The sequence below is a fragment of the Paenarthrobacter ureafaciens genome, assembly GCF_004028095.1.
In the GTDB taxonomy this organism is placed as follows: Bacteria; Actinomycetota; Actinomycetes; order Actinomycetales; family Micrococcaceae; genus Arthrobacter; species Arthrobacter ureafaciens.
On record NZ_SBHM01000007.1, the window covers coordinates 2,476,303 to 2,492,196 of the forward strand.

Consider the following 15,894-nt stretch of genomic DNA (forward strand, 5'->3'; position numbering starts at 1 on the left):
CTAAGGGCCACGGGCTGTGGATAACCGGGCGGCGGCACTCTGATATTTGTCAGCATGGGGCATGAAGACACCAAGTGCCCTGCCCGATCCGCTGTCATCAACACCGTTCACGTGGCAAGAAGCCGCCCGGGCGGGAGTATCACGACGGCGGCTCAGTCACCACAGCCTGGCCTCACCCAGCAGGGCGGTTCGAGTGCCCGGATCCGGAGCCGACCACTCGTTGGCAGACATGGCCCGGCCCCTCACCCAGGTCACGGCATTCTCCGCAGCTTCACACGCCACGGCCTTCCTGCTGTGGGAGTTCCCGGGCTTCCTGCCGGGCAGCAATGAGCCTGTCATCCACATCTCCCGACCGGAGCCGATGGCGATCCCTCGCCGTCGAGGTGTTGTGGGGCATCGGGGCCAGTTCTTCGACGACGAAATCACCATCGGTGCCGACTCCGCGCCGGAAACGCGACTGAGGCTGGCCCTGGGGCGGGCTGGGCTGCCCACAGCGGAAGCCAACGTGCGCACGGAACTGAGTCCAGGCGTCGAACGTCAACCGGACCTGAGTTTCCGCGAGTGGCGCGTGGCAGTCGACTATGAGGGGGAAGGCCATTCCGAGCCGGAACAAATCGTGCGGGATATCGAGAAGCAGGAAGACTTCGCCCGAGCAGGGTGGATCCTCGTCCGCATCTCAAAGCGCCACATGACCACTGACGCGACAACCGCTGTTCGGAAGGTCAGGCGCGCGCTCGAGCAACACGGCTGGTCACCCATCTAGGTCGCAGCAGTGCGCGTTTAGAGAGCTCTAAACGCGCACAAATGCGACCTAGTTGGGAAGGGAGGGAGGGGGAGAGCGCAGTTACGATAGCTCGCGCTGCTTCGTCTCCGGGGCGAAGAACGCCATCCACAACACGGACAGCAGGACAAGCCCGCCAGCGAGGGCGAAAGACGTCGCCAAGCCGAACTCCGGCCAGAAGTAGGAGGCAAACACTAGGGGCCCGAAGCCGGCGCCGATCCGGGAGAACGTCGACGCCCAGCCGAAGCCGGAACCACGGAGCTCGGTGGGATACAGCTCGGACACGTAGGCGTACAGGACGGGAATGGCCACCTGGACCACGAACCCGAACACCAGCAGCCAGGCCACCGCGGCCGAAGGCACATCCACCACGAACGCCACGATCACCAGCGTCACTGCGGACAGCGGACCAGTGATGGCCAGGATCCACTTGCGCCCCACGCGCTCCACCAGGAGCGCTGCGACAATAACGCCCAAAAGCCCGACGGCGGCCATCCCCGCCGTGGTCACGAAGGCCTTGTACTCCTCGAACCCGGCGCCAATGAGGATTCGGGGCATCCACGTGAGGGACAGGTAGTAGACCAACAGCACGGAGAAGAACAGCGCCCAGGCCGCAGTGGTGATCTTCCAGTTGAATGTCCAAATGTTTCGGAGCTGGAGCCACGCGCTGCCGGGGGAGAGGCGCGGCGCATCCTTTGGTTCGGGCAGGCTGTAGGCACGCGGCGTGGCGCCGGTTGCTTCCACGAGGCCGTCGATCACCGCAGCCGCTTCAACGCGACGACCCTTCCGGATCAGGAACAGGGGAGATTCGGGAACTGACCGCCGCACCCAGAACACCAGCAGGGCAGGGATCACCATGACAACCATCGTCAGGCGCCAATCGCCGTACAAAGCCACAAGGCCGGCGGAGACGAATCCGCACAGGGCCGCGCCCACGGGCCACCAACCGTCCATGGCCGTGAGGACTTTGCCCCGCTGTTTTCGGGGTGTGAATTCCCCAACCAGGGCATAGTCCACCGGGATGCAGCCGCCCAAGCCGAAACCGGCCATGAACCGGAAAATGCAGAACCACACGATGTCCGGCGCCAAGGCACCCAGCACCGTGAAGAGGCTGAAGATCAGGAGCGTGGCGGTGAAGGCCTTCTTCCGGCCGATCGTGTCCGCAATGGTGCCCCACGCGAACGCGCCCACGGCCATGCCGATCAGGTTCGAGGTGCCGATCCACGCGGCGTCGGCCGGTTGCAGGGACCAATGTTTGGACAGCAGGGGAATGAGGATGCCGTTGAGCGTCACATCCCAGGCGTCGAACATGAAGCCGAGGCCGCCAATGAGGAAGATCTTGCCCTGGACCTTCCACCGCCAAGGCAGTTCCTGCACCACTTGTTCGCCGCTGGGCACGGTCGTGTACGTATTCATGAGGCCTCCTGCATGCAACTTTAGGCCCTCAGCACCATTACTTTCGGGTTTCGATGGCCCTCCGCAGGAAACCGCCGGCTTCCTCCAGCGCGGGCTTTGCGTCGGCAGGATCCATCCCGGTCAGCAACACCAGAATCGCGGCCTTCACCGAACCCCCAACCGAGTCCAACGCCGTCGCAGCTTCCGAGGCGGAGACACCGGTGGCGTGCTGCACGGTCCGCTGCGAGCGGGCCTGCAACTTGTGGTTGGTCGCGCGAAGATCGACCATCAGGTTCCCGTAGGTCTTGCCGAGTTTCACCATGACCAACGTGCTGATCATGTTCAAGACCAGCTTCTGGGCCGTCCCGGAATTGAGCCTGGTGGAACCCGCGATGAACTCCGGCCCCACGGGCACCTCGATCGCCACGTCGGCCAGATGACTCACCGCCGAGCCCTTGTTGCAGGCCAGCGACGCCGTGAAGGCACCCCTTTTCCGCGCCTCCTCCAACGCGCCGATCACGTAGGGCGTCCTCCCGGAGGCGGTAATACCCACGACGGCGTCCGCTTCCGTCACGTTGATATGGTGCAGGTCCCGCGCGCCAGCGGTGGCGTTGTCCTCGGCGTACTCCACGGGTTTCCGGATCGCCTCAGGGCCTCCCGCGATGAGCCCGACGACGAGTCCCGGCGGGGTGCCGAACGTCGGCGGGCACTCGCTCGCGTCCAGCACGCCCAGGCGCCCAGCGGTCCCGGCGCCCACGTACAAAAGGCGCCCCCCGCGCTGGAGTCGCTCCGCAACGGCGTCGACGGTTTGCGCGATCGCGGAACTCGCCCCGGAAACGGCGGCATGCACGCCGGAGCTGTGGGCGAGCATGGCAGTGACGAGTTCGTCCGTGCCCAGGATGTCCAGGTCTTTGAGACTGTCCGTTGCAGCCTCGGTTTGGAGCCCGGAGAGTTCGGTGCGGAGACCTGCGAGTTTGTCAGCGTCAGTCGGGCCAGTTTGTTCCGTCACGGTGGATGTACCTTTCCTGGAGGAGCCCGCGGCGCTGCGCTGCGAGGGCGGCGCCGTCCAGGCCGTCCCCGAGCGGGGCCACCACTTCAATCCCAGCCGAAGCCAGGGACTTCTGCAAGAGTCCCTCGAAGAACTCCGAGTTGGCCACGCCGCCCAGGATGGCCACGCGCGGCGTCCCGCTCGGATCGCCGCTGGCGGCCAGGAGTACGGTGCGGGTCAGGCCCCGGCACGCCTCGCTGACGATGCCCTGCGCGACGGCGTCACCCGCCTCCGCTGCGTGCAGCACCAAAGGTGCGAAGCGAGCCATCGCCCGGTAGGGGTTGTCCATGTCGGCCAACCAGGCGGGCAGCATGGTCGGGGATTCAACGAGTGCCCCCGCCGCCGCTGAGAGGGAAGTGGCGGGGCCGCCGTCCAACGCCAACAAAACGGCCTGGAGTCCTTGCTGGCCGATCCAGCGTCCGCTGCCGAAATCGCCGAGGTACGGGCCCCAACCGTCGGCCCGGTGCAGGACGCCCGCCTCATCAAAGCGGAATGCCACCGCACCCGTTCCCACGATCAGCGTGGTGCCCGGTCCGCCCTGCAACGCGCCCAGATGGGCAGCAGTGGCATCGGAGAGAACCGCCGCAGGAACACCGAAATGCCGCGACAACATGGTGGCCAGCTCCCGGGACTTTGCCTCCGAAGCCTCGACGCCGGCCACGGCAGCTCCGACGCCGGTGAGGGTGCTGATGGGCAGGCCGGGCGGGAGCAGGGTGGTGGTCTCCAAGACGAGGTCGAACGCCAAGGTGGGACCGTTCGCGACGTGGACTCCGGGGAATCCGTGCTGGTCTGCCGCGCCCAACAATTCGTCGCCGGCGCGAAGCTCAACGCGGCAGCGGCTCTTCCCTATGTCGGCAACAAGAACGACGTCCGTGGCATCCATGGGTCAACCCTATGATGCACGCCACTCCTTGTGGGGCCGGAGACGCAAAATGAGGCCGCCATCGAAACACGATAAACTGCCCCTATCCCCACTCAACGCGACACCACCCGCGCTATCTACGCGACCTAAGACGGAGACTTTTGTGAGCTTGACGCAGCTTGACCGTGTTCCCATCCGCCGTGCACTGATCTCGGTTTACGACAAGACGGGACTGGAGGAGCTCGCAAAGGGCCTGCACGCAGCCGGCGTCGCGATCGTGTCCACCGGCTCCACGGCCAAGAAGATCGCCGCAGCCGGCATTCCGGTGAAGGAAGTCGAAGAAGTCACCGGCTCCCCGGAAATGCTGGACGGCCGCGTCAAGACCCTGCACCCGCGCGTGCACGGCGGCATCCTCGCCGACCGCCGCGTCCCGGCGCACATGGAAACCCTCACCTCCATGGAAATCGAGACCTTCGACCTCGTGGTGGTGAACCTGTACCCGTTCGTCGAGACCGTGAAGTCCGGCGCCGCACAGGACGACGTTGTTGAGCAGATCGACATCGGAGGCCCCGCCATGGTGCGCTCGGCCGCAAAGAACCACGCCGCCGTCGCCATCGTCACGGACCCCAACTTCTACGGTGCCGTTGTTGAAGCCGCCGCACATGGTGGATTCGACCTCAAGACCCGCCGCCGCCTGGCAGCGAAGGCCTTCGCCCACACTGCGAGCTACGACAACGCTGTTGCTTCCTGGACTGCCAGCCAGTTCCTGGACGAAGACGGCGACGGCGTCATTGACTGGCCCGCCTACGCCGGCCTGGCCTTGGAGCGTTCCGAGGTCCTCCGCTACGGCGAAAACCCGCATCAGCAGGCTGCCCTCTATGTGGACAAGGCCGCTCCGGCTGGCATCGCCCAGGCTGACCAGCTCCACGGCAAGGCCATGAGCTACAACAACTTCGTCGACGCCGATGCCGCCCTGCGCGCTGCTTTCGACTTCGCTGAGCCCGCCGTAGCGATCATCAAGCACGCCAACCCGTGCGGTGTTGCAGTTGGCTCCGCTGATGCTGCCGACCCGATCGCCGACGCCCACGCCAAGGCCCACGCCTGCGATCCCGTATCCGCTTTCGGTGGCGTCATCGCAGCGAACCGCACCGTCACTGCAGGCATGGCCCGCACGGTCGCGGACATCTTCACCGAGGTGGTCATTGCGCCGGATTTCGAACCGGAAGCCGTGGAGATCCTCTCCAAGAAGAAGAACATCCGCCTCCTCGCTCTGCCCGAGGGCTACGGCCGCTACCCCTCCGAGATGCGCCAGGTTTCCGGCGGCGTCCTGGTCCAGATGACGGACAAGGTGGACGCCGACGGCGACAACCCCGCCAACTGGACCCTCGCCGCCGGCGAAGCCGCTGACGACAAGACCCTCGCCGACCTCGCTTTCGCGTGGACTGCCTGCCGGGCGGCCAAGTCGAACGCCATCCTGCTCGCGGACAACGGCGCAGCAGTGGGCATCGGCATGGGACAGGTCAACCGCCTCGACTCCTGCAAACTGGCTGTGGAGCGCGCCAACACGCTGGGCGTCCAGGTGGAGTCCGACGTCGAAGGTGCCGGCGGTGCCTCCAACGCCAGCGGTGCCAACGCTCCTGAGCGGGCACGCGGTGCCGTGGCAGCTTCGGATGCCTTCTTCCCCTTCGCTGACGGACTGCAGATCCTGATCGACGCCGGTGTCCGCGCAGTCGTCCAGCCCGGTGGATCGGTCCGCGACGAGGAAGTCATCGCTGCCGCGAACGCTGCAGGCATCACGATGTACTTCACCGGCGCACGCCACTTCTTCCACTAATCCCCACCGCCTCCCTGACCTCGCTGCGCTTCGGCCAGGGAACCCGGGCGGCGTGGGCCCATACAGCGCAACGGCGGCCGCCCCCGAAAGGGGACGGCCGCCGTCGTACTTAACAGGGGCCTGCTACAAAGGACCGGTTACGAAGCCGCAGCCGCCGTGTAGGTGGACTGGATCACGGAGCCCCAGTACGGGCCGTACATGGTGCTGGAGTTGCTGCCGTAGCCGTAGGAGTTCACGGAGTTCTGGTAACCGCTGGAGCTGTTGCCGATGAACCACGGACCGCCCGAGGATCCACCGGTCATGTTGCACGGGATGCCCTGGGTGAGGAACTGCGGGTTGTAAGGATCGTTGGTGGCGGTGCCGGAGCAGCTCTTAAGGGATTCGCCATTGAAGGGTGCAGCTGCCGGGTAGCCGAAGGACTTGTAGCTCAGGCCGCGGGCGGCGTTGAACTGGACACCGGAGGAGCCCACGACGTCGGCGAGCCTCTTGCCGTTGAGCGTGTTCACCACTGCGAAGGCGGTATCGTACTGCATGTTGCCGTTGGACGCCCACTGGGTGGGGGAGTACAGGGCTTTCGCCGTCCACTTGCCGTACGGTGCGGAGCCGTTCAGGTAGGCGGGAACGAAGACCAGGTTGGTGGCGTACGCTCCGGGCCCCTCGTTGACGCAGTGGCCGGCGGTGGACACGGTGCTCTTGTTCGCTGCCGTGACGGAGTTGCCGGAGCAGACGTAGTTGGAGCCGCCGAGGGTGAAGAAGATCTTGCCGATGTGCTTGACCGGCGTCTCGGACTGGTTGACCTTGAGGTTGATGTTCTTGTCGGCGGCGGCCTGCTGGCCTTCGATGCTGGTGACGGCGCCCGGAGCTTCGGCCACCGGAGCCTTGCCGAGGTTCAAGAGCCCGCTGCGCTGCAGGGCTTTGCTGGCGAGGACATCGCCGCTCTTGGCGGACTTCATCCGCTCCGGGGTCCAGTAGTCTGCAGCGCCGTTGTCTGAGGCTACGTGGCGGCTGACCGCAGCGCCGTTCGAGTCGGTGTCCTTCGCGGGGGCCGCGTTTGCGCTGGTTGTTCCAACCAGGGCGAGGATCGCGGCGGCGGACAGACTCAGAAGGCTTGTGGCCAGGGTCTTGGTTTTTGTCACGTTGTTCCTACCTAATCGAGCGAGTGAGGCGGCCAGTGATGGCGACCGCCGACTGACGGAATCGAAGCTACCCGCCGTGTGACAACTTTGTAAAGAGATGTTTCAGATTTTGTGATATTTTGCTGTCACTTGGACCGGGACGGCTGGCGGGGAGGTACGACGGCGGGGAGTCGCCACCGTTGTTAGGCCTGCCGTCGCGCTTTTCGACGGTCCGGAGGCACGGGCAAGGTGCTTGTGAAAGCGGTAACGCAAGGCGTGATCCCGGACACGAACGGCCCTCAAACAGGTGCGCTCGGGTAAGTTAGAGATGTTGAAATCTGCAGACTTTCAGGGAGAACCCCGCCAATGGCCAAGATTATCTATACCCACACAGACGAAGCGCCGATGCTGGCTACCTACTCATTCCTGCCGATTGTGGAAGCGTATGCCTCGACCGCAGGTGTGGAGGTCGAGACCCGCGATATCTCGCTGGCCGGCCGCATCATCGCCGTATTCGGCGATTTCCTGACTGAGGAGCAGCGCACGGGCAATGCCCTGGCTGAACTTGGCGAACTGGCAAAGCAGCCGGAAGCCAACATCATCAAGCTGCCCAACATCAGTGCTTCCGTCCCGCAGCTCAAGGCCGCCATCGCCGAGCTCCAGGCCCAGGGTTACGCCCTCCCGGACTACCCGGACAACCCCTCTTCCGACACTGAGACGGACATCCGTTCCCGGTACGACAAGATCAAGGGCTCCGCCGTGAACCCGGTCCTGCGTGAGGGCAACTCGGACCGCCGCGCGCCGCTGTCGGTGAAGAACTACGCCCGCCAGAACCCGCACTCCATGGGCGCCTGGACCGCGGACTCCAAGACCAACGTTGCCACCATGGGCCAGAACGACTTCCGCTCCAACGAGAAGTCCGTTGTCATCGAAGCCGATGATGCCCTCTCCATCCAGCTGGTCCGTGAAGACGGCTCCGTCAAGGTCCTCAAGAAGGACTTCCCCGTTCTGGCCGGCGAGGTTGTGGACGGTACCGTCCTCCGCGCCGAAGCCCTGGACGAATTCCTCAAGGCCCAGGTTGCCCGTGCCAAGGAAGAGGGCATCCTCTTCTCCGCACACCTGAAGGCCACCATGATGAAGGTCTCCGACCCCATCATTTTCGGCCACGTCGTGAAGGCCTACTTCTCTGAGCTGTTCGACACCTACGGCAAGCAGCTGGCTGCCGCAGGCATCAACCCGAACAACGGCCTCGCCGCCATCCTCAATGGTCTCGACGAACTGCCCGAGGATGTCCGCGAAGGCGTCAAGACGGCCATCACCAAGGGCCTCGAAGAAGGTCCCGCCCTGGCAATGGTCGACTCGGACAAGGGCATCACCAGCCTGCACGTTCCTTCCGACATCATCGTGGACGCTTCCATGCCCGCCATGATCCGTTCCTCCGGCCACATGTGGGGCCCGGACGGCAAGGAAGCCGACACACTGGCAGTCCTCCCGGACAGCTCCTACGCCGGTGTGTACCAGGTTGTTATTGACGACTGCCGCGCCAACGGTGCGTTCGATCCCACCACCATGGGCACCGTCCCCAACGTCGGCCTCATGGCCCAGGCCGCTGAAGAATACGGTAGCCACGACAAGACGTTCGAGATCGAAGCAGCCGGAACCGTCCAGCTCGTGAACCGCGCAGGCACCGTACTGATCGAACACCAGGTTTCCCCGGGCGATATCTGGCGCGCTTGCCAGACCAAGGACGTGCCGATCCGTGACTGGGTCAAGCTGGCTGTCACCCGCGCCCGCGCTTCGGAGACCCCGGCCGTCTTCTGGCTGGACAAGGGCCGCGCCCACGACGCCAACCTGATCGCCAAGGTCAACGAGTACCTCAAGGACCACGACACCGAGGGCCTGCAGATCGAGATCCTCTCCCCGGAAGAGGCCACCGCCTTCACCTTGGAGCGCATCCGCAAGGGCCAGGACACCATCTCCGTTACCGGCAACGTGCTCCGCGACTACCTCACGGACCTGTTCCCGATCCTCGAACTCGGCACCAGCGCCAAGATGCTCTCCATCGTTCCGCTGATCAACGGCGGCGGCCTGTTCGAGACCGGTGCCGGTGGCTCCGCCCCGAAGCACGTCCAGCAACTGGTCAAGGAAAACCACCTCCGCTGGGACAGCCTGGGTGAATTCCTCGCCCTGGCCGTGAGCTTCGAGCACCTTGCCACCACCACCGGCAACGCCCGTGCCCAGGTCCTGGCCGACACCCTCGACCGAGCCACCGGCACGTTCCTGCTGGAGAACAAGTCCCCGCGCCGCAGCGTTGGCGAGCTGGACAACCGCGGAAGCCACTTCTACCTCGCCATGTACTGGGCGCAGGAACTGGCGAAGCAGTCCTCCGACGCGGAGCTGGCAGCAGCCTTCGCACCGATCGCCGAGGAACTGACCTCCAACGAGGACGCAATCGTCGGCGAGCTGAACGCAGTCCAGGGCCCCGCCGTCGATCTTGGCGGTTACTACCGTCCGGACGCTGCCAAGGCCGCTGAGGTCATGCGCCCGTCGGCAACCTTCAACAAGGTCCTCGCGACCCTGAAGTAAGCTCCCAACTGACTCGCAGTTGCGGTTGTTTTGAGAACTCAGAACAACCCCGACTGCGAGTCAGTTTGCGTTTAACGGTCCGCTGCGAACCGTGCGGGGGCCGTGCCGCCGTCGACGATGTCCTTCAGCACCCGGCCGATCGCCGGGGTGAACTTGAAACCGTGGCCTGAGAAGCCCGCGCCCACCACCAGCGGGCCGAACCGGTCCAGGATGAAGTCCTCGTTGGGCGTAGTGGTGTAGGTGCAGCTGATGGGAACCGCCGTGGAAGGGTCGACGCCGGGAAGCCACTCTTCGGCGTAGCGCACCAAGGCTTCGAGCTGCTGGGGGATGGGCTGGAACGTGCGCTCGTCGGGATCCATGACGGGACCCACGCCGTGCCAGCCCGCCTTGACCCCCTCGCCAGGGGTGAGCATGCCGTAAACGGGGCTGTACCAGTATTCGTAGAGTTCGTTGTTTGGATCGGGGTCCGGGTTGTGGTTGAAGCTCGGCCACACCAACGTGTTGTCCACCGGGGTGAAGTGCGCAGGCTGCTCCTGGGTGACCACCAAAGCCGGCAGTTCCGCCAGTCCGTCGAGCACTTTGGCGGTCCAGGCACCTGCCGTGATCACGACCCGTCGGGCCGTGTAATCCTCTTCCTCCGTCACTACCACCACCGAATCGGGACCGTCCACGCGGATGTCGCGGACCGGCGTCGAGTATTTGAAGACTGCGCCCTTGGATTCGGCGGATGTCCGCAGTGCTTTGAGCGCGTCAGCTGAGCGGACCCGGCCTGAACCCGGGACGAAGAGCACGTCCGTGGCGAAGTTCATGCCCTTCCAGCGGTCGGCGGCCTCGGTGGGGGAGATGAAGTAGCTTTCGATTCCGCGTTCCTGGTGAGCCGCGTGGATTTGCTGCAGCTTAGGGGTGTTGCCGTGGTTGGCCAGCCCCACCAGGTCCAGGAGCGGAGCGCCGTGTTCGGCCGCAAGCTCATCCCAAAGGATCTTGGACTCCGCCAGGAGGTCCAGGTAATCGGCCTCCGCGTAAGCGGTGTTGAAGTTGCGGGTGGCCCCGTGGGAAGCACCGATGTGGTGCCCGGCTTCGAACTGTTCCAGGAGGATCACGGATTTGCCGGCCCGGGATAATTGCCATGCGGCAGCCGATCCCATGGCTCCGCCGCCGACTACCACCACATCAACCTGCATACCCGCTCCATTCCTCGCGCGGCTCCTGCATCCGGGGGCCACCTCTCATTCTGCCCCCACTCACCCAAGTAGGTCGCAATTGTGCGCGTTTTGACGTCGCTAAACGCGCACAATTGCGACCTACTTGGGTGGGGCGCGCAGCGGGTTGGGTGGGTTGCGCGGGTTGCGGGGCGGCGCTGGGCCGGTTTGGTGAGCCGCGCTTGGGCATGGAAGATTGGGATGCGTGAAATTCCTTCACCCGTCTCCCAAGTCCTCTTCCCGAGGTATCACCATCCTGCGCATCGCGTTCGGTGCACTCCTGCTGGTCCACGGCGTGCAAAAGTTCATGGCGGGACACGCAGCGTTCGCCGCCTCCGTGGCCGCTATGGGCGTGCAGAAGCCGGACATCATTGCGTGGCTGGTGATAGCCGGCGAGTTGGGCCTCGGGTTGCTGTTGGTTCTGGGCGCATTGACCCGGGTGGCCGGCTTCCTCGCGGCCATCCTTATCGGTTCTATCTGGTTCGTCACGGAAGCGGGCAAGCCCCTGCTGACCGACGCGTCGGGCGTTACCGCGGAGCTGCTGATCATCTACTTCGCGATCGCAGTGTCCCTGATTTTTCTCGGCCCCGGCGCACTGTCCCTGGACCGGAAGCTGGCGAAGCAACCCGTCCGCCGTTAACTCACCTGGGTTAAAGCACGACGACGACGGCGGAGCGCGCCTTCAGCGCCCCGGCACAAACCCCCCGTTCCTCTATCACATCCCGCCCCCTTCAGGCGGTTCCTCTATCACATCCCGAGGCATATGGGAGGTTCCTCTGGCACATCCCGCCGACGGCCTACCGGGCGTCGTTCGGGTACCGGATGCCCAACTGGGACCGAACACCGTCGAAAAGCCGCATGACGTTGATGGAATCCTCAAATGGCATGGTCGGGCTTTCGGTCAGCCCCTGCTGGATGCAGCGGGTCACCTCCCGGAGTTCGTAGGTGTAACCGATGCCAACGACGTCGAACCGTTCATGGCGTGGCTCGTCCCAACCCACCCGAACCACCAGCTCACGCGGGTTGTTCACGGATCCGATCGTCTGCACATAACCGAGTCCGCCGGCGACAGTGGCGTTGCGGGGTCCGTGTGCCGTCAGGGACGAGGTCAGTTGGGCCTGCGCGCCGGTGTCGTAGCCGAGGGTAAGTGCATTCTGGCTGTCCACTCCGTCCTCGTTCAATGATGCGATGGCGGTCACGGACTGCGGAAAGCCCAGTGTGCCGAGGGCCCACAGCAACGGGTACACGGTGATATCCAAAAGTGCGCCGCCGCCGTCGTTGAGGGCCCAAAGCCGGGCCGTGGGGTCGTACGGGGCAGGGAATCCGAGGTCGGCCGAAACCCACTGGACCTGACCTATCTCTCCGGAGGCGGCAATAGCGAAAGCGCGTTGCATGCTCGGAAGGAAGCGGCTCCATACGGCCTCCATGAAGAAGACCTTCTGTTCCCTGGCCAGCCTGACCAGCTCTGTGGCTTCCCGGGCGTTGATGGTCAGGGCCTTCTCGCACAGCACATGCTTGCCGGCGCGCAACGCGGCGGATGCTATGTGGAAGTGTTGGGCATGGGGAGTGGCGACGTAAACGACGTCGACGGCGGGATCGTCGAACATGCGCTGGTAGCCGGGCACCCCGCCGTCGTCTCCGTACCCTTTACTGAAACCGACGGTTTGGGCAAAGGCGTCCGCCGCTTCCTGCGTGCGGGAACTGACCGCGTAGAGCTCGGCATCCTCAAGGAGCGACAGGTCCTGCGAGACGCTGCCGGCGATGTTCCCCGTTGACACTACGCCCCACCGCAGGCGCCGCCCGGTGGCAGCTCGGGGGTCCTGGTTGATCTGGGTGGACAGCCATGGTTTGGCGATAGGGAGAGTCATGCCTCACAGTCTCTCACTGCTGTCCAGCAGTCCCGGGGTAATTCGCGGGTCCGGGGTTCCAAAGGCTTCAAATCTCCCGACACGGTAAGCATCCTGTTCATCATTCCGGATGACGAGGCGCGGCCAAGGCTTCGCTTAGGCTGGAGCAATCATCCCTCGCAGAGGTTCTGTGGGGAGTTACCGAAACGGAGCAGGGATGGGTGTTTTTCGGCGTGTTATTTTGCCGGTTGCCTGGTTATTGGTGTTCGCCATCATCGCAGTGGCATTGGTCAAGATCGCTTTCATTGACGGACTTAAGTCCACAGCTTCAGAGCCGGCGCCACTGGCGGAAGTAGCCATTCCGACCGTTCCAGCCACGCGGGCCACGATCACCAATACAGTGCAGATCAAAGGCACGGTGCAGAGCGATGCCGCGGAATCCGTGCGCAGTACGTCAGCCGGCAGCGTCAATAAGGTCTTCGTTGAACAGGGGGCCACAGTGTCCCAAGGCGACCCCCTGTTCCAGGTCAAGGCCGAACGGGCCGTGACCAACCCGCAAGTGTCCAAGGACGGAACACCGCCGAAGCCGGTCTATGACTATTTCAACGTCCTGGCCCCCGGCACCGGGACGCTGCAGTCACTCAGTACGCTGATCGACCAGCAAGTCAGTGTCGGCGAGACTGTCGGAAAGATCGACCCCGGCACGTACACTGTTGCCGGATCCGTCACCGCCGCGCAGCAGTATCGGCTGCTTGGCAAGCCCGGTCCCGCGGAGATCGAACTGGTAGGAGGCCCGGCGCCCTTCCAGTGCGGCGAGGTGACACTCAAGAACAACGCATCCGACGACGGCGGAAGCGGCTCAGTGGGCATGTCCGGCTCGGGCGGGGGTCCCGGCATGGGCGTCGGATTTGCCATGGCTGGCCCAGGGGGCGGCGGGGGACAGCAGGACGGCGGCAGCACCCCCACGGGCACGTTAAGTTGCGCCGTGCCGTCGGACCAGCAGGTGTTCGCCGGCCTCGGTGCCACCTTGACGGTCAGCGCGGGAGTAGCCACGGATGTTGTCACCGTGCCGTTGACCTCGGTGAAGGGCAGCGTAAAGGACGGTGTTGTCTGGATCGCGGGTTCAAGCGGAGGAGCACCGGAGCAGCGCCAGGTGCAGCTCGGCTTGAACGATGGCTCCGCTGTTGAGGTGGTGTCCGGCTTGTCGGAGGGCGAGCAGGTCCTTGAGTTCGTTCCGGGTGCTCCGGCTGCGCAAGACCCGATGATGGGACCTGCCCAAGGCACTTACATTCCGGCGGGCTAGTCATGACGTCACTAAGCCCTAGCGAAACCCTGGTCAGCCTCCGCGCGGTGACACGCTCTGTGACGCTGCCCGATGCCCAGCATCTCCACATCCTTCGAGGCATTGACCTGGAGGTGCTCAGCGGCGACCACACAGCAATCGTTGGAAGGTCCGGCTGCGGCAAATCAACCTTGCTCAATCTCCTCGGTCTCCTGGACGTTCCAACATCCGGCGAGCTGGAGTTCCTTGGGCAGCCCGCGGAGCGGCTCGGCAGTAACGCCCGGGCCCGGTTACGCGGCTCAACGGTGGGGTTTGTGTTTCAGCAGTTCAACCTCTTGCCTGGACGCAGCGCCTTGGACAACGTCATCACGCCGCTGCTCTACGCCAAGGGCAGGGAATTCTGGCGTCGCAGGGAGCTCGCCATGAACATGCTGGACCGGGTTGGTTTGGCCGACCGCGCCCACACTATGCCGAACATGCTCTCCGGTGGTGAACAACAGCGCGTGGCCATCGCACGTGCCCTGGTCCGCGGGCCACGTCTCATTCTCGCGGACGAACCAACCGGCGCTCTCGACGTCGAAACCGGACAATCCGTTATGGCCCTTCTGGATACAGTGGCCACTGAAACTGCCGCCGCCCTTGTGACGATCACACACGACGTCAACGTGGCTGCGCTCGCCCGCGCCTGCTATCGGCTCGATTCCGGTGTCCTGGGTCCTATGAGCCTTGAAGAAGCAGGAGCGCCAGTATGATCGGCTTCGTGTCATCGTTGGTAGAGGCATGGCAGGAACTGCGCATCAACAAGGTGCGCATACTTCTGGCCCTGCTGGGCGTGGCATTGTCCGTTGCTGCCTTGACGTCCGTGGTGGGGGTCGGAAACCTGGCCAGGGAAGGCTACAAAGAGCAATCCGAACGGAACGGCGGCCGGGTGGCAACGTTATCCCTCGGTGTGTACGGGCCTTCCTCTCCGGACCCGGCCACCCTGGAAAAGGCCTATCAGGGCGTCCAGCAACGCTATGGGATCACCACATCCACCCATGTGGGGCGCACGCAGGCCGAGTTCCAGCTTCCGCGTGGCGTCACGAAGGTGGACACAACCATCGTGGACGTCGGATATGGCGTGATCCACCGTGTTCCCTTGACGCAAGGAACGTGGTTTGCCTCCGATGACCACCGGAGGTTGGCGCCCGCCGTCGTGGTCTCCGAAGCCTTCTATAACAGGGCTGGCAGGCCCAACCTGTCCAACAACCCCACGGTTACCGTCCCGGGTGATCACCCGGCAACCGTGGTGATCATCGGCGTCGTTCCCGACGTGTGGCCCGATACGCCGCCGGCCGCGTTCATTCTCACCGAAGGCGCGGCCATGGCGGGCATGAGGTCGGAGATGTCCGAATTCAAGATCTGGGTGGGGGAGGAGCAGGCTGAGGCCCTGACGGCCGCCATCACCGCCGATCTCCAGAGTCAGTTTCCGGGGTTCTCCGCGCAGGCCAACCGCATGGACTATGCGGCGCACGGGGATCCGCTCGGGCCGGCCCAACTGGTGATCGTCGGCGTCGCTGGACTGGTTCTCCTCCTCGGTGCCGTGGGTATGCTCAACATCTCCATGGTCACCGTGCGCTACAGGGTCCGGGAGATCGGCATCCGCCGGAGTTTCGGTGCTACCTCCGGTCGGATCTTCTTCGGGGTCATGATGGAGTCCGTGGTGGCCACTGCCTGCGCCGGACTGCTGGGGGTCATGGTGGCAGTTGCCGTGGTGAAGAATCCCTGGATCCAGTCGAAGGTGGCGCCGAGCCTGACAGAGTATCCGCCGTTCCCGATCGACGCCGCCCTGCTCGGGTTCGGTGCAGCCGTCCTCGTCGGAGCGCTCGCCGGAGCGATTCCTGCACTCGTGGCAGTGCGGGTCAAAGTCATTGATGCGATCCGGTTCTGACCTCTTCAACGGCGG

The 15,894-nt window shown here is 64.5% G+C and carries 13 protein-coding genes; 7 read left to right on the forward strand and 6 right to left on the reverse strand.

Annotated features, from left to right (window positions below; translation table 11 throughout):
• Positions 1 to 61 precede the first annotated feature (61 nt).
• Positions 62 to 763, forward strand: coding sequence for an endonuclease domain-containing protein (locus AUR_RS15800; protein WP_031217080.1), 702 nt, complete (start codon positions 62 to 64; stop codon positions 761 to 763).
• A gap of 81 nt (positions 764 to 844) precedes the next feature.
• On the opposite strand, the gene AUR_RS15805 is transcribed toward AUR_RS15800, so the two are convergent.
• Genes AUR_RS15805 through AUR_RS15815 form a run of 3 tightly spaced genes read right to left on the reverse strand, consistent with a single transcriptional unit; the run spans position 845 to position 4,107 of the window.
• Positions 845 to 2,197 carry an MFS transporter gene (locus tag AUR_RS15805; protein WP_021474106.1) on the reverse strand — a complete coding sequence of 451 codons (1,353 nt, stop codon included), beginning with the start codon at positions 2,195 to 2,197 and terminating at the stop codon, positions 845 to 847.
• Between the two features lie 37 nt (positions 2,198 to 2,234).
• Positions 2,235 to 3,185, reverse strand: a complete 951-nt coding sequence (gene murQ / locus AUR_RS15810) for an N-acetylmuramic acid 6-phosphate etherase (RefSeq protein WP_062095622.1) — start codon at positions 3,183 to 3,185, stop codon at positions 2,235 to 2,237.
• Complete coding sequence (locus tag AUR_RS15815) at positions 3,160 to 4,107, reverse strand: N-acetylglucosamine kinase (protein WP_062095624.1); 948 nt, start codon at positions 4,105 to 4,107, stop codon at positions 3,160 to 3,162. The genes murQ and AUR_RS15815 overlap by 26 nt, the downstream gene beginning before the upstream one ends.
• Positions 4,108 to 4,249: 142 nt before the next feature.
• On the opposite strand from AUR_RS15815, the gene purH reads away from it, so the two are divergent.
• Positions 4,250 to 5,920 (forward strand): bifunctional phosphoribosylaminoimidazolecarboxamide formyltransferase/IMP cyclohydrolase, encoded by a 1,671-nt coding sequence (gene purH / locus AUR_RS15820; RefSeq protein ID WP_062095626.1) that lies wholly within the window; start codon positions 4,250 to 4,252, stop codon positions 5,918 to 5,920.
• A 137-nt stretch (positions 5,921 to 6,057) separates the two neighbouring features.
• On the opposite strand, the gene AUR_RS15825 is transcribed toward purH, so the two are convergent.
• Entirely contained in the window at positions 6,058 to 7,056 is a 999-nt protein-coding gene (locus tag AUR_RS15825) for a trypsin-like serine peptidase (protein WP_062095628.1), read from the reverse strand.
• A 345-nt stretch (positions 7,057 to 7,401) separates the two neighbouring features.
• Here AUR_RS15825 and AUR_RS15830 point away from each other — a divergent pair, with 345 nt between their 5' ends.
• Positions 7,402 to 9,621: an NADP-dependent isocitrate dehydrogenase gene (locus AUR_RS15830; protein WP_062095630.1), complete on the forward strand. Its 2,220-nt coding sequence runs from the start codon at positions 7,402 to 7,404 to the stop codon at positions 9,619 to 9,621.
• A 71-nt stretch (positions 9,622 to 9,692) separates the two neighbouring features.
• Here the strand turns inward: AUR_RS15830 and AUR_RS15835 are convergent, their stop codons facing one another.
• Positions 9,693 to 10,802 carry an FAD-dependent oxidoreductase gene (locus AUR_RS15835; RefSeq protein ID WP_062095632.1) on the reverse strand — a complete coding sequence of 370 codons (1,110 nt, stop codon included), beginning with the start codon at positions 10,800 to 10,802 and terminating at the stop codon, positions 9,693 to 9,695.
• Positions 10,803 to 11,025: 223 nt separating this feature from the next.
• On the opposite strand from AUR_RS15835, the gene AUR_RS15840 reads away from it, so the two are divergent.
• The gene (locus AUR_RS15840; RefSeq protein WP_062095634.1) at positions 11,026 to 11,460 is read left to right on the forward strand and encodes a DoxX family protein; all 435 of its coding nucleotides are present in this window, start codon (positions 11,026 to 11,028) and stop codon (positions 11,458 to 11,460) included.
• 157 nt (positions 11,461 to 11,617) lie between these two features.
• Here AUR_RS15840 and AUR_RS15845 read toward each other — a convergent pair whose 3' ends face one another.
• The gene (locus AUR_RS15845) at positions 11,618 to 12,688 is read right to left on the reverse strand and encodes a Gfo/Idh/MocA family protein (protein WP_062095636.1); all 1,071 of its coding nucleotides are present in this window, start codon (positions 12,686 to 12,688) and stop codon (positions 11,618 to 11,620) included.
• Between the two features lie 196 nt (positions 12,689 to 12,884).
• Between AUR_RS15845 and AUR_RS15850 the strand changes: the two genes are divergently transcribed.
• The 3 genes from AUR_RS15850 to AUR_RS15860 are packed head-to-tail and all read left to right on the forward strand — an operon-like array spanning position 12,885 to position 15,879.
• A complete protein-coding gene (locus AUR_RS15850) occupies positions 12,885 to 13,970 on the forward strand; it encodes a permuted SH3 domain-containing protein (RefSeq protein ID WP_062095638.1) in 1,086 nt (361 codons plus the stop codon).
• 2 nt (positions 13,971 to 13,972) lie between these two features.
• Positions 13,973 to 14,701, forward strand: coding sequence for an ABC transporter ATP-binding protein (locus AUR_RS15855; RefSeq protein ID WP_062095639.1), 729 nt, complete (start codon positions 13,973 to 13,975; stop codon positions 14,699 to 14,701).
• Positions 14,698 to 15,879 (forward strand): ABC transporter permease, encoded by a 1,182-nt coding sequence (locus AUR_RS15860; RefSeq protein WP_062095642.1) that lies wholly within the window; start codon positions 14,698 to 14,700, stop codon positions 15,877 to 15,879. Before AUR_RS15855 ends, AUR_RS15860 begins: the two co-directional genes overlap by 4 nt.
• The last annotated feature ends 15 nt before the right edge of the window (positions 15,880 to 15,894 follow it).